20 protein-coding genes are annotated in these 18,224 nt (G+C 66.9%); 10 read left to right on the top strand and 10 right to left on the bottom strand.

All coding sequences use genetic code 11. The features are described from left to right. Positions 1–2: 2 nt before the first annotated feature. Positions 3–1,022 (top strand): DNA polymerase III subunit delta, encoded by a 1,020-nt coding sequence (gene holA / locus OCW50_RS09605; protein WP_262297304.1) that lies wholly within the window; start codon positions 3–5, stop codon positions 1,020–1,022. A 265-nt stretch (positions 1,023–1,287) separates the two neighbouring features. Here the strand turns inward: holA and OCW50_RS09600 are convergent, their stop codons facing one another. From OCW50_RS09600 to mnmE, 5 genes are all read right to left on the bottom strand, one after another. Next, entirely contained in the window at positions 1,288–2,172 is an 885-nt protein-coding gene (locus OCW50_RS09600; RefSeq protein WP_262271351.1) for a ParB/RepB/Spo0J family partition protein, read from the bottom strand. A 17-nt stretch (positions 2,173–2,189) separates the two neighbouring features. Next, a complete protein-coding gene (locus OCW50_RS09595) occupies positions 2,190–3,029 on the bottom strand; it encodes a ParA family protein (RefSeq protein ID WP_262297303.1) in 840 nt (279 codons plus the stop codon). Further along, positions 3,026–3,655, bottom strand: a complete 630-nt coding sequence (gene rsmG, locus OCW50_RS09590; RefSeq protein ID WP_262297302.1) for a 16S rRNA (guanine(527)-N(7))-methyltransferase RsmG — start codon at positions 3,653–3,655, stop codon at positions 3,026–3,028. Before rsmG ends, OCW50_RS09595 begins: the two co-directional genes overlap by 4 nt. Next, positions 3,652–5,535 (bottom strand): tRNA uridine-5-carboxymethylaminomethyl(34) synthesis enzyme MnmG, encoded by a 1,884-nt coding sequence (gene mnmG / locus OCW50_RS09585; protein WP_262297301.1) that lies wholly within the window; start codon positions 5,533–5,535, stop codon positions 3,652–3,654. Before mnmG ends, rsmG begins: the two co-directional genes overlap by 4 nt. A gap of 314 nt (positions 5,536–5,849) precedes the next feature. Continuing rightward, entirely contained in the window at positions 5,850–7,160 is a 1,311-nt protein-coding gene (gene mnmE, locus OCW50_RS09580; RefSeq protein WP_262297300.1) for a tRNA uridine-5-carboxymethylaminomethyl(34) synthesis GTPase MnmE, read from the bottom strand. Between the two features lie 112 nt (positions 7,161–7,272). Between mnmE and OCW50_RS09575 the strand changes: the two genes are divergently transcribed. Further along, on the top strand, positions 7,273–7,800 hold the full coding sequence (locus OCW50_RS09575) for a thioredoxin domain-containing protein (RefSeq protein WP_262297299.1): 528 nt from the start codon (positions 7,273–7,275) through the stop codon (positions 7,798–7,800). On the opposite strand, the gene OCW50_RS09570 is transcribed toward OCW50_RS09575, so the two are convergent. Further along, positions 7,782–8,156 carry a hypothetical protein gene (locus OCW50_RS09570; protein ID WP_262297298.1) on the bottom strand — a complete coding sequence of 125 codons (375 nt, stop codon included), beginning with the start codon at positions 8,154–8,156 and terminating at the stop codon, positions 7,782–7,784. The two genes, OCW50_RS09575 and OCW50_RS09570, sit on opposite strands and share 19 nt — an antisense overlap. Here OCW50_RS09570 and OCW50_RS09565 point away from each other — a divergent pair. Together OCW50_RS09565 and OCW50_RS09560 are read left to right on the top strand one after the other, a co-directional pair. Continuing rightward, positions 8,155–8,364 carry a hypothetical protein gene (locus OCW50_RS09565; RefSeq protein ID WP_262297297.1) on the top strand — a complete coding sequence of 70 codons (210 nt, stop codon included), beginning with the start codon at positions 8,155–8,157 and terminating at the stop codon, positions 8,362–8,364. The genes OCW50_RS09570 and OCW50_RS09565 overlap by 2 nt on opposite strands. A gap of 263 nt (positions 8,365–8,627) precedes the next feature. Then, entirely contained in the window at positions 8,628–9,050 is a 423-nt protein-coding gene (locus tag OCW50_RS09560) for a hypothetical protein (RefSeq protein ID WP_262297296.1), read from the top strand. A 286-nt stretch (positions 9,051–9,336) separates the two neighbouring features. Here the strand turns inward: OCW50_RS09560 and OCW50_RS09555 are convergent, their stop codons facing one another. Beyond that, complete coding sequence (locus OCW50_RS09555) at positions 9,337–9,846, bottom strand: Lrp/AsnC family transcriptional regulator (RefSeq protein ID WP_262271346.1); 510 nt, start codon at positions 9,844–9,846, stop codon at positions 9,337–9,339. 117 nt (positions 9,847–9,963) lie between these two features. Here OCW50_RS09555 and OCW50_RS09550 point away from each other — a divergent pair, with 117 nt between their 5' ends. Further along, entirely contained in the window at positions 9,964–10,878 is a 915-nt protein-coding gene (locus OCW50_RS09550; protein ID WP_262297295.1) for a DMT family transporter, read from the top strand. Between the two features lie 190 nt (positions 10,879–11,068). Here the strand turns inward: OCW50_RS09550 and rho are convergent, their stop codons facing one another. The 3 genes from rho to hemE form a co-directional block, all read right to left on the bottom strand. Beyond that, complete coding sequence (gene rho / locus OCW50_RS09545; protein WP_173948728.1) at positions 11,069–12,334, bottom strand: transcription termination factor Rho; 1,266 nt, start codon at positions 12,332–12,334, stop codon at positions 11,069–11,071. Positions 12,335–12,614: 280 nt separating this feature from the next. Then, entirely contained in the window at positions 12,615–13,040 is a 426-nt protein-coding gene (gene hemJ / locus OCW50_RS09540) for a protoporphyrinogen oxidase HemJ (RefSeq protein ID WP_262271344.1), read from the bottom strand. Between the two features lies 1 nt (position 13,041). Further along, the gene (hemE, locus tag OCW50_RS09535) at positions 13,042–14,079 is read right to left on the bottom strand and encodes a uroporphyrinogen decarboxylase (RefSeq protein ID WP_262271343.1); all 1,038 of its coding nucleotides are present in this window, start codon (positions 14,077–14,079) and stop codon (positions 13,042–13,044) included. A gap of 379 nt (positions 14,080–14,458) precedes the next feature. Here hemE and OCW50_RS09530 point away from each other — a divergent pair, with 379 nt between their 5' ends. From OCW50_RS09530 to dnaQ, 5 genes are read left to right on the top strand one after another with little or no spacing between them, the layout of a single operon-like run. Beyond that, positions 14,459–15,289, top strand: coding sequence for a pyruvate, water dikinase regulatory protein (locus OCW50_RS09530; RefSeq protein ID WP_173948731.1), 831 nt, complete (start codon positions 14,459–14,461; stop codon positions 15,287–15,289). 4 nt (positions 15,290–15,293) lie between these two features. Then, entirely contained in the window at positions 15,294–15,911 is a 618-nt protein-coding gene (locus OCW50_RS09525; protein ID WP_262297294.1) for a Maf family protein, read from the top strand. A 12-nt stretch (positions 15,912–15,923) separates the two neighbouring features. After that, positions 15,924–16,772 (top strand): shikimate dehydrogenase, encoded by an 849-nt coding sequence (locus tag OCW50_RS09520; protein WP_262297293.1) that lies wholly within the window; start codon positions 15,924–15,926, stop codon positions 16,770–16,772. After that, complete coding sequence (gene coaE / locus OCW50_RS09515) at positions 16,769–17,383, top strand: dephospho-CoA kinase (RefSeq protein WP_262271340.1); 615 nt, start codon at positions 16,769–16,771, stop codon at positions 17,381–17,383. The genes OCW50_RS09520 and coaE overlap by 4 nt, the downstream gene beginning before the upstream one ends. A 7-nt stretch (positions 17,384–17,390) precedes the next feature. Then, positions 17,391–18,116: a DNA polymerase III subunit epsilon gene (dnaQ, locus tag OCW50_RS09510; RefSeq protein ID WP_262271339.1), complete on the top strand. Its 726-nt coding sequence runs from the start codon at positions 17,391–17,393 to the stop codon at positions 18,114–18,116. Positions 18,117–18,224: the final 108 nt, after the last annotated feature.

Raw genomic sequence — 18,224 nt, 5'->3', positions numbered from 1 at the left:
CGATGGTCGCCGTCAAAGCCGGTGACGTGGATGGGGCGCTGCGGCGCCCCGACCCCCGTATCGGCGTGTTCCTGTTCTATGGGCCCGACACGGGCCTGATCAACGAGCGCGCCCGCTCGGTGGCCGAGCGTGCCGTGGAGGATCCCTCCGACCCGTTCCAGCTCATTCGCATCGACGGCGACGACATCGCGGCCGACCCGGCCCGTCTCGCGGACGAGGCCGGCACCATGGGGCTGTTCGGGTCCAAGCGCGCCATCTGGGTGAAATCCACCTCGCGCAATATCGCCCCGGCCGTCGATACGGTCCTCAAGGGAGAGCTGCAGGACACGGTGATCGTCATCGAGGGCGGCGACCTCCAGAAATCATCTCCCCTGCGGACCCTCTGCGAGCGTTCGCAGAAGGCGCTGGCGCTGCCCTGTTATGCGGATACAGGCCGCGACCTCGGCACCGTGGTCGACGAGACCTTGAAGGCGAACGGCTTCTCGATTCAGCGGGAGGCCAGGACGGCCCTGATCGCAAGCCTCGGCGGCGACCGGCTCGCCACCCGGGGCGAACTCGCCAAGCTGATGCTCTACGCCCATGGTCAGAGCGAGATCACGCTCGCCGACGTGGATGCGATCATGAGCGACGTGTCCAGCCTCGCCATGGACGCGGTGATCGACGCCGCCTTCGCGGGTGAAGGCGCGGGTCTCGAGACGGGCTCGCGGCGCCTGGCCGCCGAGGGGGTGAATGCCTCCGTGCTGCTGGGCGCAGCACTCCGTCATGCCCTGATGCTGCTGACCGCGCGCCTTTCCGTAGAGGGAGGCCGGCCGATCCCGGCCGTGATGGAGACCCTGCGCAGCCTGCATTTCCGGCGCAAACCCCTCGTGGAGCGTCATCTGCAGCGCTGGACCAGCGGCAATCTCCGGAGCGCGATCGCCCTCCTGCAGACCAGCCTCCTTCAGACCCGCCGCCTGGCCGATCTCGACGATACGATCGCGGCGAAGACCCTGCTCGACATCGCCCGGGCAGCGCGGCGGTAGCAGCTTTCCCGTCAGAGGACGCCGCCTTCGGTCATGGCCGGTCTCGTGCCGGCCCTCCCGGTCCGGGAAGCGTTGCGCCTCACCGCATCGGGATCACCGGCACAGGGCCGGTGATGACGATGAGGCAATTGCTGTCGACAGGAGGTCCTCGGGGATTGAGCCTCTTAGAGCATCGGACGTGAAAAGTGGGAACCGGATTTGCGTCCGATGCTCCCAAACAAAAGCTTAATCCATCGGGCGTGAGTTCGATGACACGTCCAATGCTTTAGGGATTGAGCCTCCGGCACAACCCGTCGAGCTGATCCAGGGTCTTGTACTTGATTCGCAATTCGCCGCCCTTGCCTTTGTGGTCGATGCTGACCGTAAGGCCGAGCACGTCCTGCAGGGCCTTTTCAAGGGCGCGGGTGTCCGGATCCTTCTCGCCCTTGGCGGCCTTGGCCGCCTTGACCTCCGCCTTCTCCGGATCGGCGTTGTCGTTCTGGGCGATCTCCTCGACCTGGCGCACGCTCAGGCCCTCGTCGAGAACCCGCTTGGCCACCTGCACCGGATCCTTCACGGACAGGAGCGCGCGGCCGTGGCCGGCGGTGAGCTTGCGCTCCATCAGGAGCTTGCGCACGCCGACGGGCAGATCGGCGAGACGCAGCATGTTGGCGATGTGGCTGCGGCTCTTGCCGATGATCTTCGACAGGTTCTCCTGCGTGTAGGAGAACTCGACCATAAGCCGGGAATAGCCTTCCGATTCCTCGATGGGGTTGAGGTCGGCGCGCTGGACGTTCTCCAGGATCGCATATTCGAGGGAGGTCTTGTCGTCGATTGTCACCACGACCACCGGCACCTTGTGCAGGCCGGCCTTCTGCGCCGCGCGCCAACGGCGCTCCCCGGCGACGATTTCGTACTCCTCTCTGTGGTTCGGGATCGTGCGCACGACGATGGGCTGGATGATGCCGCGGTCCTTGATCGATTGGGTCAGCTCCTGCAGGTCATCGTCGTCGAACACTTTGCGCGGATTGCGCGGGTTTGGGCGCAGGAGTTCCACCGGCACGTGGCGCGGGACGAAGCCCTTGCGCTCGACATTGCCCATCTCGTCCCCGACTTCCCCGATCAGGGCGGCCAGTCCCCGGCCCAGGCGCGACTTACCTTCTTCTGCCATTGTCTCTCTCAAATAGTTCAAGCCGCGCGCAGGGCGCGTTCACGCTGAATGACTTCCGAGGCCAAGCGGAGATAGGCCTGCGAGCCGGCGCATTTCAGATCGTAGAGCAGCACCGGCTTGCCGTGCGACGGCGCTTCCGACACACGGACATTGCGGGGGATCATGGTCTCGTAGACCTTGGACCCCATGAACTCGCGCACATCGGCCACAACCTGTCCCGACAGGTTATTGCGCGGGTCGAACATGGTCAGGACGACTCCATGGATGGAGAGATCCGGGTTGAGCGCCGACCGGACCTGTTCGACCGTCTTGAGCAACTGGCTGAGACCTTCCAGAGCAAAAAATTCGCATTGGAGGGGGACGAGAACCGCGTCAGCAGCCACCAAGGCATTGATGGTCAAAAGGTTGAGCGATGGCGGGCAATCGATCAAAATATAGGTAAAAGGTTCGCTTACCTCGACGGCCGAAAGGCTGGTAATGGCCGACCGGAGACGGTGCGAACGATTCCGCTCATGGGCGATCTCCAGCTCGACCCCAAGAAGGTCGAGGGTCGAGGGCGCCACGGACAATCCGGGCACGACCGTCTCGGTGATGGCTTCGGCCAACGACGATTCACCCGCAAGCACGTGATAGGTCGAGATCTGGCGGCTCTTGCGGTCGATGCCCAGGCCCGTCGAAGCGTTGCCCTGCGGGTCCAGGTCGATGATCAGCACCTTCTCGCCGATGGCCGCCAGCGCGGTGCCGAGGTTGATCGCCGTCGTGGTTTTGCCGACGCCCCCCTTCTGGTTGGCGAGCACGAGAACGCGCGGCTCCACGCCACGCGCGCCTGCTTCGGGTCCGTTGCGGTCGGTCATCATGAATGGCTCTCGATGGAGGTTATGCGCAGAATCCTGGCTTCGGAATCGGTCAGGCTCGGCAGGATCTCTGCCCAGAATGTCCACTTTTTCCGGGCCTCGGTCAATTCCGACTCGACATCGCGCCCCTTGGGAAAGAGGCCGATTGTCCCCGATTTCAACAAAGGTGCGGTCCAGTCCAGCAGCTGGTCGAGCGCTGCCAGGGCCCGGGCGGAGACCACGTCGGCCTGCCCCACGAAGTCCGGCATCACGGTTTCGAGCCGTGCCTCGCGCACGGTCGCTGTCGCATTGGTCAGGCGGACAATATGGCGGAGGAATGCGCATTTGCGCGAGTTGCTCTCGACGAGATGGACGCTGAGCCCCCTCTCCGCTCCCGCGATGGCAAGCACGAGACCGGGAAACCCGGCACCGGACCCCAGGTCGAGCCATGTCTTGGCCTCGGGAGCGAGGTCGAGGAGCTGCAACGAATCGACGATATGGCGCTCCCAGATCTGGTTCAGGGTGGCAGGCCCGACGAGGTTCTTGATCGCCTGCCAGCGCCGGAGCTCCCGTTCGAGCAACTCGAGCTTCTCGAATGTTTCACGTGAAACATTCAGATCGGAAGCGGTCACCCCACCGACGTGCTTCATGACAGCACCTCGGCCTCACCCGGGACGCGCCCGGAACTTCTGCGCGCATGGGCGGCCAGCAGGGTCAACGCGGCCGGGGTGATGCCCTCGATCCGGGCGGCTTGGCCGAGTGTCTTGGGACGGACCAGATCGAGCTTGGCCTTGATCTCGTTCGACAGCCCGGGAAGTCCCTGGAAGTCGATGCTCTCCTCGAGCACCACCCCCTCGTCCCGCCGATAAGATGCGATATCCGCCTGCTGGCGATCAAGATAGACCGCATAGGTGGCGTCCGTCTGCAGCCGCTCGCGCACCGTCGGACCGATCCTCTTCAGCTCGGGCCAAACCCGCTCCAGGTCGGCCCAGGCGATGTTCGGATAGGACAGTAGCTGGTAAGCGGACCGGCGGATGCCGTCCTGGTTCAGGTCGAGGCCCTGGCGCGAAGCCTCGCTGGGAGTGACGGTGAGCGCGTGCAGATGTCGGCGCGTCGCGCCGATCTCGTCCTGAGACCGCCGGAACTGGGCCGCGCGCTCGCGGCCAACGCAGCCGATCTCCAGCCCTTTGCCGGTCAAGCGCTCGTCCACATTATCGATGCGCAGGCTCAGGCGGTACTCGGAGCGCGACGTGAACATGCGGTAGGGCTCGCTCACCCCGCGGGTGATCAGATCATCGATCAGAACCCCGAGATACGACTCGGCCCGGTCGAACACGATGCCATCCCGGCCTCCAGCGCGACGCGCGGCGTTCAGGCCGGCCACCAGCCCCTGGGCGGCCGCCTCCTCATAGCCGGTCGTGCCGTTGATTTGGCCGGCGAGAAACAGGCCAGTCACCGCCTTGGTCTCGAGCGTAGCCGTGAGGTTGCGCGGATCGACGTAATCATACTCGATCGCATAGGCGGGCTGGAGCATCCGGACCTTCTCCAGACCCGGGATATGCTTCAGGAAGGCGAGTTGCACCTCCTCCGGCAGGGACGTGGAAATCCCGTTGGGATAGACGGTGCTGTCGTCCAGACCCTCCGGTTCCAGGAAGATCTGGTGACCGTCCCGGTCGCCAAAGCGGACCACCTTGTCTTCGATCGACGGGCAATAGCGCGGTCCCCTGCCCTGGATCTCGCCCGAATACATGGCGGAACGGTGCAGGTTGTCCCGGATCAGGCGGTGAACCTGTTCTGTCGTGCGGGTGATGCCGCATTCGATCTGCGGATTGGCGATCCGGGTGGTCAGCAGGGAAAAGGGTACCGGCTCGTCATCGGCCGCCTGCTTGTCGACGCCGGACCAATCGATCGTGCGGCCGTCGAGACGGGGCGGGGTGCCGGTCTTGAGGCGCCCGAGGCTGAAACCGAGCCGCGCAAGGGTCTTCGGCAGCCCCAGCGAAGGACGCTCTCCCATGCGGCCGGCCGGGATCTTCCTCTCGCCGATATGGATGAGGCCCGACAGGAAGGTGCCGGTCGTGATGACGACCGCCCCAACGGCGAGCACCCTCCCGTCCGTGAGCCGCAAACCGGTGACACGGCCCGCCTCGACGACAAGATCGTCGGCTTCACCCTCCACGATCGAAAGATTGTCCGTCTGGCGGAGCTCAGACTGCATGGAACGGGCGTAGATCTTGCGGTCTGCCTGGGTCCGTGGCCCGCGCACGGCAGGACCCTTGCGACGGTTGAGCAGGCGAAACTGGATGCCGGCCCGGTCGGCGATGCGGCCCATGATCCCATCCAGGGCATCGATTTCGCGCACGAGATGGCCCTTGCCCAGGCCTCCGATGGCCGGGTTGCACGACATGGCGCCGATCGTCGTGAGCTTGTGCGTGACCAGGGCCGTACGAGCGCCCATCCGGGCTGAGGCTGCGGCCGCTTCGGCTCCCGCGTGGCCGCCGCCGACGACGATTACATCGTACTGATCACCCATTCCCAATCTCCATGCGGTAAGGCAGCCCCCGGACGAGAGCCCGAGGTCCGCCCCGCTGCCACCATTCCTGCCGGACGCTCGACCGGGGCGGGGAGCGTCGCATTGCCATCTGTCCGGATGCATCTGGCTCTAAGCCGCCGCGCGGCGAAGGTCAAAAGGGCAAAATGTTTCACGTGAAACATTTTGGACGCGGCCCCGGTTCTGCACGTCCAGTCCACAAGTTGTGCCCTGCCGATTCAGCATTGTTCCACCGATTCGTGAACCTGGAAAACGGGCCCGGGCTCCGGCTTATCGGCGTGCGTGGCCACAGACGATCACTTGCCGATGCAGAAGCTCGAGAACAGGCGGTCGAGCATGTCCTCCACGTCGACCCGGCCGGTGATCTCGCCAATCGATCTAGCGGCGAGGCGCACCTCCTCGGCGGCGAGTTCAAGCGGGCCGGCCTCGGTCAGAAGGGCACGCGCACGAACGAGCGATCCATGAGCCCGGCCGAGGGCCTTGCGGTGCCGCTCCCGCGTGACAAGAGCATCGCCCTGCCCCATCAGGGCGCCGGCCTCCTGCTCGAGCCGCGTGATCAACGCGGGCAGGCCCTCGCCGGTCGCCGCCGCGACCATCAGGTCGCAGTCCGTCCGGGCCCCGGGCAGATCGGCCTTCGTGCCCACCCGCAGCAGGCGCCGGGCCCGGGGCGGTTCATCAGGCCGGTCGCCCGGCGGCACGAGCCAGAGCACGAGATCCGCATCCTGAGCCCGTGCACGGGCGCGGCTGACGCCCTCCTGCTCGATGAGATCGCGGCTCTCCCTCAGGCCCGCCGTGTCGACGATGACCACCGGGAGACCGGCGAGATCGCAGTGAACCTCGATCAGATCGCGCGTGGTGCCGGCAATCGGCGACACGATCGCCACATCCCGGCGCGCCAGGGCATTGAGCAGGGTCGACTTTCCGGCATTCGGCGGACCTGCCAGAACGACGGTCAGGCCCTCGCGCAGACGCTCGCCGCCCCGGTCGGCCACCGCCCGGCCGATCTCGTCCTGCACCCGGTCGATCATCCGGAGAATGTCCGCTTCGAGATCCTCGGGGACGTCGCCCTCATCAGAAAAATCAAGGTTCGCTTCGAGGAGGGCGAGGACCTGCAGGACAGTCTCGCGCCAGCTCTCCGCCGCATTCCCGAGGTGACCCCCAAGCTGGCGCATGGCCTGCCGCCGCTGGGCCTCGGTCTCGGCGTCGATGATGTCCGCCAGCCCTTCGACCTGAGCCAGGTCCATCCGCCCATTGAGGAAGGCCCGGCGGGTGAACTCGCCGGCCTCGGCGGGGCGGCAACGGTCCAGGGACCCGAGGGCCCGGAGCACCGCGGCCCGGGTCGCCAGGCCGCCATGAATATGGAGCTCCACCTGGTCCTCGCCGGTGAAGCTCCCAGGCCCCGGCATCCACAGGACCAGGGCCTGATCGAGGGGATCGCCACCTGCCGGATCCTGCAGAATCCGCACCACGGCACGGCGCGGCGCCGGCAGCCCTCCCGCCATCCGCTCAAGGACCGTGCCGCTCTCCGGCCCGCTGATCCGGATCAGGCAGACGGCAGCGCGGCCGTGGCCCGAGGCGATGGCGAAGATGGTGTCGTCCGAACGCATGAGGGTGAACCCTGTGAGACCGAAGAGGCGTTATGGTTGATGACGTCTTAAGACCGTGAGCGGCGGCCGGGATCCGTCCCGGCCCGTCGGGCCTGACTCGGGAGCAGGACCCATGAACCGCCTGACGAAGGCCAGTTCCCCCTATCTTCTGCAGCACAGAGACAATCCTGTCCATTGGTGGGAATGGGGGCCCGACGCCCTGGCCGAGGCCCGCCGTCGCGACCGGCCGATCCTGATCTCCATCGGCTACGCCGCCTGCCACTGGTGCCATGTGATGGCCCACGAGAGCTTCGACGACCCGGACGTGGCCGCGGTCCTGAACGAGCACTTCGTCAACATCAAGGTCGACCGCGAGGAGCGCCCGGACGTGGACCACGTCTCTATAAGCGCCCTCCACCTGCTCGCGGAACCCGGCGGCTGGCCGCTCACCATGTTCCTGACGCCCGACGGCGAGCCGTTCTGGGGTGGCACCTATTTCCCCAAGGAGCCGCGCTTCGGGCGGCCGGGTTTCGTGGTTGTGCTGCGGGAGGTGAGCCGCCTGTATCATTCGGAACCCGAGCGCATCCTCAAGAATCGGGACGCGATCAAACCCTCGGCGTCGCCGATCTCGACCGCTTGGGCTCACGGCTCACCGGGCTGATCGACACGGAGAACGGCGGTCTGCAGGGCGCGCCGAAGTTTCCCAACCCGCCGATTCTCGAGTTCCTCGCCCGCTATGCCGGCCGCACCGGGGATGACGAGGCGAAGAGAGGCTTCCTCCTGACCTTGGAGCGGATGGCCCTCGGCGGGATTCACGACCATATCGGCGGCGGCTTCGCCCGCTACTCCGTCGACGAGCGCTGGCTCGTGCCGCATTTCGAGAAGATGCTCTACGACAATGCGCAACTCCTGGAACTCTACGCCCTGGCCTTCGCCAAGACCGGCCGGGCCGTCTTCCAGGATGCCGCCACCGGCATCGTCACTTGGGCCGACCGTGGAGGAGCGGCTGGCCCTCATGCGGGCGAAGCTCCTGGAGCGCCGCACCGGGCGGTTGCGGCCGGGCCTCGACGACAAGGTGCTGGCGGACTGGAACGGGCTGATGATCGCGGCCCTCGCGCACGCCGCGCCCCTGCTCGACCGGCCGGACTGGATCGGCCTCGCGGCGCGGGCCTATCTGTTCGTCCGCCATGCGATGAGCCGCGACGGACGGCTCGGCCATTCCTAGCGTGGCGGCGCGCTGGTCTTCCCGGGCTTCGCCCTCGACCAGGCCGCCATGATGCGGGCCGCGCTCGCGCTCTACGAGGCCACCGGCGAGCCCGCCTATCTCCGGGATGCGGAAACCTAGCGCGACGGGCTGTTCGCCGACTACATGGTCGCGGCGACCGGCAGCCTCGCCATGACGGCCCGGGGGCGGATCCTCTCGTCGTCCGTCCCCAACCCACCCATGACGATGCCGTACCCAATGCCAACGGGGTTTTCGCCGAGGCCATGGTCCGGCTGGCGCAGATCACGGAGACGCCCGACGACCTGGAGCGGGCGTCCGGCGTGCTGGACCGGATCGTCGGCATGGCCGGTTCGGCGCCCCTCGGTCATGCATCGATCCTCAACGCCCTCGACCTGCACCTGAGGGGCCTGTGCATCCTCGTGACGGGTCCTGACGCCGACGCCCTGTTCGATGCAGCGCTCAAGGTGCCCTACCCCGACCGCACCGTCCGCCGGCTGCGCGCGGACGAGGTCCTGGACGAGCACCATCCCGCCCGGGCGCTGGCCGCCTCGGGGCCCGGCGCCCGAGCCCTCGTCTGCGCGGGAATGCGCTGCTCGCTTCCGGTCGCGGATGCGGACGGGCTGAGGGCAACCGTGGCGGAGATGCTGGCCCCGGAGCGGAGCCGCGGTGTGACGGGCAGAGCATAGTCGGGCGGCCTCCCCCTCCCCCGCCGTGGCCGCGCTTGTCGCGGTGTTCCCGCTTCTGAGAGGCCGGCGCTTCTCCGATCGGAATGGCGGCAACAGGCTTGGCCATGGCGGCATGGGTCCGAGCGGGCCATCCTCTCCCACGTTATCACCGGCCCTGTGCCGGTGATCCCAATTGTCTGAAACGCCGAGCTTCATCGCATCGGGCTGGCCGGGACAAGCCCGGCCATGACGTGGCGGGGACGGCTTGCCCCGTTCATGCGCCCATCCCGCCCGGAGGCGTCCACCCTCAGCAATCCGGCTCCCGCTCGGGCTTGTCCCGTTTCAGATGGGTCAGCGGCAGGGCCGCGTCGGATTTCACTCGGGTCAGGGCGAAGTTCGACCGGATGTCGCCGATCATCGGCAGGACTAGGAGCTTGTCGGTCAGAAGCCTTTCATAGGCCTTGAGGTTGGTCACCACGATCTCGACCATAAAGTCGGCCGTGCCGGACACCATGTGGCAGGCCACGACTTCCGGAATCGAGGCCAGGGCCTGCTGAAGCGCCTGAGCATTGTCGCGGGAATGCTTCTCGACCTTGATCTCGACGAAGACCGTGAGCCCGAGACCGACCGAATCCCGATCGAGCACGGCCCGATAGGTGCGGATGAAGCCGTCGCGCTCCAGCCGCCGCACCCGGCGCAGGCAGGGCGAGGGTGAGAGTCCGACCTGATCGGCCAGTTCCTGGTTGGTCAGCCGACCGTCGGACTGAAGGGCGTTCAGGATTCGCAGATCGATGGCGTCGAGCTCGATAAAAGGCATGGCGGCGACAAACCCGATTTCACGCAATCTTCTGCCAAGAAGGCACAATCAGCAAGCCGAACTTCGCAAGGACATGCCCCGCTCTGACAGCTTATGCTTCGGACACTGGAGGTTCCCATGTCCGACTTCGCCGGCTTCCCGCCTCGAACCCATCGTCACCTGATCGGGTGGCTCGCTGCCTTCGCCACAGTGACGATCTGGGCCGTCTGGGCGGTCGCCACCCGCCACGCGGTCACCCACGACCTGCCGCCGGCCGCAATCGGACTCCTGCGGTTCGGGGTTCCCGCCCTCCTGCTCCTCCCGATCAGCGCGCGCATTGGCCTGCTCCCGAAAGGCCTCGGCGTCGTCAAAGGCCTCGGGCTCCTCGGCTCCGGCGCTCCGTTCTTTCTGATCGTGGCGCTCGGCATGCGATATGCCCCGGCGGCGGAAATCGGTCCGCTCCTGCCCGGCACCATGCCCCTCTTCGTGGCCCTGATCGGCTGGCTCGTGTTCGGCGAGCGGCCCGGCCGAACCCGCGTCGCGGGTTTCGTCCTCATCCTGGTCGGCGTCCTTTGCATCGCCGGCCATGGCGTGCTGCTGGCCGGCAACGGCACCTGGCGCGGTCACATCCTGCTCCTCGCCGGCGCCGGCCTGTGGGGGATCTACACCCATGCCTATCGCCGCAGCGGCCTGTCGGCCCTCCAGGCGGCATCGCTCATCGGCCTGTGGTCGTTTCTCATCCTCCTGCCCTTCGGGGCTCCGGCCCTGGTCCAGGCGCTCGGTGACGGCCGGGCCGGACCCGTGGTGGCGCAGGCGGTCGTGCAGGGCTTTGCCTCGGGCGTTGCCGGGATCGTTCTCTACGGCGTCGCCGTCGACCGGCTCGGCGCCTCGCGGGCGGCCGCCGTCTCGCCCCTGTCGATCGTGCTCGCGGCCCTGCTGGCGGTTCCGATCCTGGGGGAGATCCCGGACAGGTCCGCTCTCAGCGGGATAATTCTGGTGACGTTCGGCGTTGTCCTGGCAAGCGGCGTCTTCGGTCCTGCCCGGTCCGGGTGAGGCGAACGCCGTCACAGTGCATGGGAGCGGCGATGTTCCTTTTCTTCTCGAACCGGCTGGCCTACGCAGGCTCGCTTTTGATCTCTGCAATAATGGGAGTGTTCTGAGAGCAAGTGCAAACCGGGCCATAAAAAACCCCACCCTCTCGGCCGAGAGGATGGGGCTGACGATCGGAAGCGGGTGATTCGCCTCAGGTATTCATCGAGTCGAAGAATTCCTGGTTCGACTTGGTCTGGCGCAGCTTGTCGAGCAGGAACTCGATGGCGTCGACCGTGCCCATCGGGTTGAGGATGCGCCGCAGCACGTACATCTTCTTGAGCGTGTCGCTCGGCACCAGCAGTTCCTCCTTGCGGGTACCCGAGCGCGTGATGTCGATGGCCGGGAAGGTGCGCTTGTCGGCCACCTTGCGGTCCAGAATGATTTCAGAGTTGCCGGTACCCTTGAACTCTTCGAAGATCACCTCGTCCATGCGCGAACCGGTGTCGATCAGCGCGGTCGCGATGATGGTGAGCGAACCGCCCTCCTCGATGTTGCGCGCCGCGCCGAAGAAGCGCTTCGGGCGCTGCAGGGCGTTGGCGTCGACACCGCCGGTGAGCACCTTGCCGGAGGACGGCACCACGGTGTTGTAGGCGCGGCCCAGGCGGGTGATCGAGTCGAGCAGGATGACCACGTCGCGGCCGTGCTCCACCAGACGCTTGGCCTTCTCGATCACCATCTCGGCCACCTGCACGTGGCGGGTCGCCGGCTCGTCGAAGGTGGAGGCCACGACCTCGCCCTTCACGGAGCGTTGCATGTCGGTCACCTCCTCCGGGCGCTCGTCGATGAGCAGCACGATGAGGTAGCACTCGGGATGGTTGGTGGTGATCGACTGGGCCACGTTCTGCATCAGCACCGTCTTGCCGGTGCGCGGCGGCGCCACAATGAGCGCGCGCTGGCCCTTGCCGATGGGCGACACGATGTCGATGATGCGCGGCGAGAAATCCTTGCGGGTCGGATCGGCGATCTCGAGATTGAAGCGCTCATGCGGGAAGAGCGGCGTCAGGTTGTCGAAATGAACCTTGTGCCGGATCTTCTCCGGATCCTCGAAATTGATGGTATTGACCTTGAGCAGCGCAAAATAGCGCTCGCCCTCCTTCGGGCCGCGGATCGGCCCGTCGACCGTGTCGCCGGTGCGCAGTCCGAACTTCCGGATCTGCGAGGGCGAGACATAGATGTCGTCGGGGCCGGGGAGGTAATTCGAATCGGCCGAGCGCAGGAAGCCGAAGCCGTCCTGGAGCACCTCGACGACGCCCGCGCCGATGATCTCCACCTCGCGCGCCGCCAGCTGCTTGAGGATGGCGAACATGAGCTCCTGCTTGCGCATGGTGCTCGCGTTCTCGACCTCGAGCTCCTCGGCGAAGGCGATGAGTTCGGTGGGCGTCTTGGATTTCAGGTCTTGAAGTTTGATTTCCCTCATCGGGGAACACTCTCGGGGTAAAGTCGCGGTCAGATGGGGCTGTACGCGGGGGAGATCGGGAAACGTTCGACAGGGCCGCTCAGTTCACGGGAGTGACTTGAGAGAGCCCTGAGGGCCCCGTGCAGCGCACCTGTCTTTGAGGAAGAGACCTCTTATTTAGCCTCTTTCCGCTCAAGTCTCAAGAGGGTTTGACAACACGGCCGTGCGAGCGCCGTCCGGGAGGGGACGATCTGCCTTCCGCGTCATCCCCGGCCATGACGAGGCGGAGCCCGACTCGACGTCAGAACGGCTTCACGATCACCAGGATCACGATGCCGATCATGAGCACCGTCGGCACCTCGTTGATCATCCGGTAGAATTTCGCCGGACGGGTGTTCCGGTCGGCGGCGAAATCCTTCACGGTGCGCGACAGGAACCCGTGCACGCCGGACAGGACGAGCACCAGGAGCACCTTCGCGTGCAGCCAGCCGGACGTGATCCAGCCGCCCTGCCAGACGAGGATCAGGCCGAGGATCCAGGCGAGGCCCATGGCCGGGTTGATGATCGCCTTGAGCAGGCGCCGCTCCATGATCTTGAAGGTCTCGGACTGGATCGAGCCCTTGGGCGCGTCGCAGTGATAGACGAACAGGCGCGGCAGATAGAGCATGCCGGCCATCCAAGCGATGATGGCGATCACGTGGGCCGCCTTGATCCACAGATACAGCATGTCAGGCCCCCCGCACGCGGGCGATCATCTGCGCCACGTGGTCGATCGGGGTCTCCGGCAGGATGCCGTGCCCGAGATTGAAGATGTGCGGGCGCCCGCGCACCGCGCTCAGGATGTGGTCGACCCCCCGGGTCAGGGCCTCGCCGCCGGCGATCAGCGCCAGGGGATCGAGATTGCCCTGAGTCGCAACCCTGTCCGGCAGGGTCGGCAGGAGCAGGGCCGGATCGAGCGTCCAGTCGAGCGCCAGCGCGTCGCCGATGCCGGCGGCCGCGAAGCGATGAAGGTTGGCCCCGCCCCCCCGGACGAAGACGATCGCCTTCGCGTGCGGTCGCGCGCTTTTCAGGCCCTCCACCATCCGGCGGATCGGGTTCAGGGACAGCCGGTCGAACAGGGCGGGCGGCAGGGCGGAGCCGAAGCTCTCGAAGATCTGGACCGCTTCCGCGCCCGCATCGATCTGGCGGACGAGATAGGCCGTGGAGGCGCGGACCAGACGGTCGATCAGGGCATCCATGAAAGCCGGATCGCGATAGGCCGTGAGCCGGGCCGGCGCCTGGTCGGGGGTGCCCTTGCCGGCGATCATGTAGCTCGCCACCGTCCAGGGCGCTCCGCAGAAGCCGAGAAGGGTCGTCTCCCGGGGAAGGCTCTTGCTGAGGCGGTCCAGGGTCTCGAAGACCGGGTCCAGCCGCTCCAGGGGCAATTCGTCGGCGAGCCTGGAGAAATCCGCCTGCGAGGTGACCGGATCGAGCTTGGGTCCCTCGTTCTCGACGAAGCGCACGTCCTGGCCCAGGGCATGGGGGATGACCAGGATGTCGGAGAAGAGAATCGAGGCGTCGAAGCCGAAGCGGCGGATCGGCTGAAGCGTCACCTCCTCGGCCAGCCTGGGCGTGTAGCAGAGATCGAGGAAGGAGCCGGCCTCGCTTCGGGTCTGCCTGTATTCCGGCAGATAGCGACCGGCCTGACGCATGATCCAGATCGGCAGAGGCCAGACCGGCTCGCCGTTCAGCACGCGCAGGATCGCTTTGGTGGGACGCTCGCTCACAGGCCCTCTCTTAAAAGATAATCTTTGAATCTAAGAATCTGATGTTTCTCTTGGGCCGTGAATCGCAAAGCCGCAACCCCGTCCACAGACGGTCCACACGGGCTCGGCCGTTAACGGGTCATTAACGGATGGGGCGGGCCGGCCACAATCCTTTCCGATTTGTTAAACCTTAACAGCCCGTTAACGAAGCTTAACCAAACCTGAATCGAAAACTTGGGGGTGATTCGTGCCGGATTCTCCCAATTCGACGCCGGATGAGTCGCAGAATGACGAGCCCTGTTGATGGCTTCGCCTGAATCCCACAGGCCTCCTGGCTGGACCTGCGCATCGGGGCGTTTTATCCACACTGATCGACTCCTGTTCCTGGAGGGACTCCGCCGTGGGACGCAGCTATTTCCATCTTCATCTCGTCTCGGACTCGACCGGCGAAACCCTCATCACGGTGGCCCGCGCGGTGGTCGCGCAATACGAGGGCGTGGCCGCCATCGAGCATGTCTATCCGCTCGTGCGCTCGAACACCCAACTCGAGCGGGTGATCAGCGAGATCGAGACCGCGCCCGGCATCGTGCTCTACACCCTGGTCGAGCAGGATCTCGCCCATCGGCTCGAGGAGGTCTGCCGTGCCACGGGCTCGCCGCATCTCTCCGTCCTCGAGCCCGTCCATGCCCTGCTCTCCTCCTATCTCGGCACGCACTCGACGGCCCGCCCCGGCGCGCAGCACATGCTGAACGCGGAATATTTCAAGCGCATCGACGCCATGAACTTCACGTTGCTCCACGACGACGGGCATCTGCCGCACGATCTCGACGAGGCGGACGTGATCCTGGTCGGCGTGAGCCGCACCTCGAAGACGCCGACCGCCATCTATCTGGCCAATCGCGGCCTGAAGACAGCGAACATTCCCCTTGTGCCCGGCGTGCCGCCGCCGGCCGTCCTGGAGACGGCCCGGAAGGCCCTGATCGTCGGGCTCGTGGCGACGCCGGAGCGCATCGTGCAGATCCGGCAGAACCGGCTCCTCAGCCTCAACGCCGATGACGACACGTCCTATGTGGACCGGGACGCGGTCGCCGAGGAACTCGCGGCGTCGCGGCGGCTTTTCGCCCGCAACGGCTGGCCGGTCATCGACGTGACCCGTCGCTCCATCGAGGAGACGGCGGCGGCGATCATCGATCTCTACCGCGACCATCGTCTGCGCTTCATTGCGGAATAAGCCCATGCCGGCGCTCTGGACCCCAGCCGACAAGCTCCTCCTCGCCTCCATGAGTGCGACGCGGCTCGCCCTGCTCGTGAGCGCAGGCCTGCCGGTCGAAACTCAGGATTCCGCCATCGACGAGCGGGCCGTCGAGGCGGCGGCCGCCCATGAGGAACTCGATCCTCCGGCGCTCGCCATCCGTCTCGCCGAGGAAAAGGCGCTCGCCGTCAGCCGCCGCCATCCGGACCGGGTGGTGGTCGGAGCCGACCAGGTGCTCGCCTGCGAGGGCCGGGTGTTCCACAAGCCGGCGGATCGCCCGGCTGCCCAAGCCCAACTGACGGAGCTGTCCGGGCGACGGCATGCGCTCCATTCCGCGGGCGTCCTCGCGATCGGCGGCCAGGTCGTCGAGCGCCTTTTCGACAGCGCCCATCTGACCATGCGGCCCCTGACCGCGAACGCCATCGACCTCTATCTCGACCTCGCCGGGCCGGACGTGCTCAAGAGCGTCGGGGTTTACCAGCTCGAAGGATTCGGGGTTCATCTCTTCGAGGCGGTCGAGGGGGACCATTCGACCATCCTGGGGCTCCCTCTCCTGCCGCTTCTCGCCGCCCTGCGCCGCCTCGGCTGCCTCGCCCTTTAAGGATCCTGTTTCATGACGAAGGCTTTCGTCGTCGGCCATCCGATCAAGCATTCCCGCTCGCCCCTGATCCATGGCTATTGGCTGAAGCGGTACGGGCTCGAGGGCTCCTACGAGCGCATCGACGTGGCGCCTGTGAATTTCGGGGATTTCCTGAAGGACTTTCCGTCCCGGGGCTTTGCCGGCGGCAACGTCACCATCCCGCATAAGGAGATGGCTTTTCTGGGCGTCGAGCGCCGCACCGCGCAGGCGCAACGCGTGGGCGCCGTGAACACCGTCTGGATCGGCGACGGGGTGCTCTGGGGCGACAACACGGACGTCACCGGCTTCATGGCCCATCTCGACGCGAGCCTGGGGACGGGCTGGGAACAGGATGTGGAAACCGCTCTCGTGCTCGGGGCCGGCGGAGCCGCGCGGGCCGTGGTGGCCGGCCTCCAGGAGAGGCCCTTGAAGCGCATCTTCGTGGCGAACCGCACCCCGTCCAAGGCCGAGGACCTGGTGGGCGCCCTCAGGCCCGGGAGCCCGGTCGGGCTTGAGACCGCGGCCTGGGAAGCGCTGCCGCGGGTGATCCCCCATGCCCGGCTCATCGTCAACACCACGTCGCTGGGCATGGCCGGCCAGCCGCCGCTCGCCCTCGATCTCGCCGGGGCGCCGCGCGACGCCGCCGTGGCCGACATCGTCTATGTTCCGCTCGCGACTCCGCTCCTCGCGGCCGCTTCCGCCCGGGGTCTGAGAACGGTCGACGGACTCGGCATGCTCCTGCACCAGGCCGTGCCCGGCTTCCGGCGCTGGTTCGGCGTGACCCCCGAGGTGACGCCGGAGCTGCGGGCCCTGATCCTCGCCGACATCGAGGGCCGGCGATGACCTTCGTGCTCGGCCTCACCGGCTCCATCGGGATGGGGAAATCGGCCACGGCCGATCTCTTCCGCCGGCTCGGCGTGCCGGTTCACGACGCGGACGCCGCCGTGCACAGGCTCTACCGCGGCCGCGCCGTGCCGCTGATCGACCGGGCCTTTCCCGGCACCGTGACCGACGGCGTGGTCGACCGGGCAAGGCTCGGCGCGGCCGTCCTCGACAGTCCCGAGCGCATGAGTCGGCTCGAGGCCATCGTGCATCCGCTGGTGCGGGACGAGGAGGAGGCCTTCCTCGGGCGGCTCCCGGCCCGGTCGCCGCTCGCCGTGCTGGACATTCCGCTCCTGTTCGAGACCGGCGGCGAGACGCGCTGCGACGCCGTTCTCGTGGTCACGGCGCCTGCGTCGGTTCAGCGCGCCCGCGTGCTCGCCCGGCCCGGCATGACGGATGAGAAATTTCGTGCCATCCTGGACCGGCAGATGAAGGACGGGGACAAGCGGGCGCGGGCCCATTTCCTGGTCGATACCAGCCGCGGCTTCGCCTCCGCCGAGGCGCAGGTGCGGTCGGTTCTCGCCTGTCTCGCCGGCCGCCCGGGCCGGCACCGTCCTTTCGAGTCAGAGTGAACCAGCCATGTTGCGTGAAATCGTTCTCGATACCGAAACCACCGGCACCAGTCATGCGAACGGCGACCGGGTGATCGAAATCGGCTGCGTCGAGCTTCTCAACCACATCCCCACGGGCAAGAGCTACCACGTCTACATCAACCCGGAATGCCCGGTCTCGCCCGGTGCCTTCGCGGTCCACGGGCTCTCCGACGAGTTCCTCAAGGACAAGCCGGTCTTCGCCGCCGTGGCCGACGAGTTCGCGGAGTTCGTCCGGGATGCCCGCCTGGTCATTCACAACGCCGCCTTCGACATCGGCTTCCTCAATGCGGAATTCGCCCGGACCGGTCACCCGCAATTCACCCTGTCCGACGTGGTCGACACGCTTTCGATGGCCCGGCGCAAGCACCCGGGCGCGGCAAACAACCTGGACGCGCTCTGTTCCCGCTACGGGATCGACAATTCCCGGCGCACCAAGCACGGGGCGCTCCTCGACGCCGAGATCCTGGCCGAGGTCTATATCGAGCTGATCGGCGGCAAACAGGTGGGCTTCGACCTGTCCCTGCAGCCCGCCGCCCGGGCCGGTGCGGCCCGCCCAGGAACCGCCGCCGCCCGCGATGCGCGTCCGCGCACCCTGATCTCGCGCCTGACCGAGGCCGAACGCGCCGCCCACGAGGCCTTCATCCAGTCGCTCGGGCCCAGCGCCCTCTGGCGCGAGTATCTCGGGGAAACGACCCCCGAGGCGTCCTCCTGATCCCAGACCGGGCTCGACCCTCCTCGTCGGGGGGGGGGGGGGGGGGGGGGGGGGGGCGCGGGGGGGGGGGGGGGGGGGGGGAGGAGGGGGGGGGGGGGGCGGGGCACG

This window comes from Microvirga sesbaniae (assembly GCF_025460805.1).
In the GTDB taxonomy this organism is placed as follows: domain Bacteria; phylum Pseudomonadota; class Alphaproteobacteria; order Rhizobiales; family Beijerinckiaceae; genus Microvirga; species Microvirga sesbaniae.
Note: the sequence above shows the minus strand (reverse complement) of the source record. Positions and strands in the feature narration are given on the sequence as shown.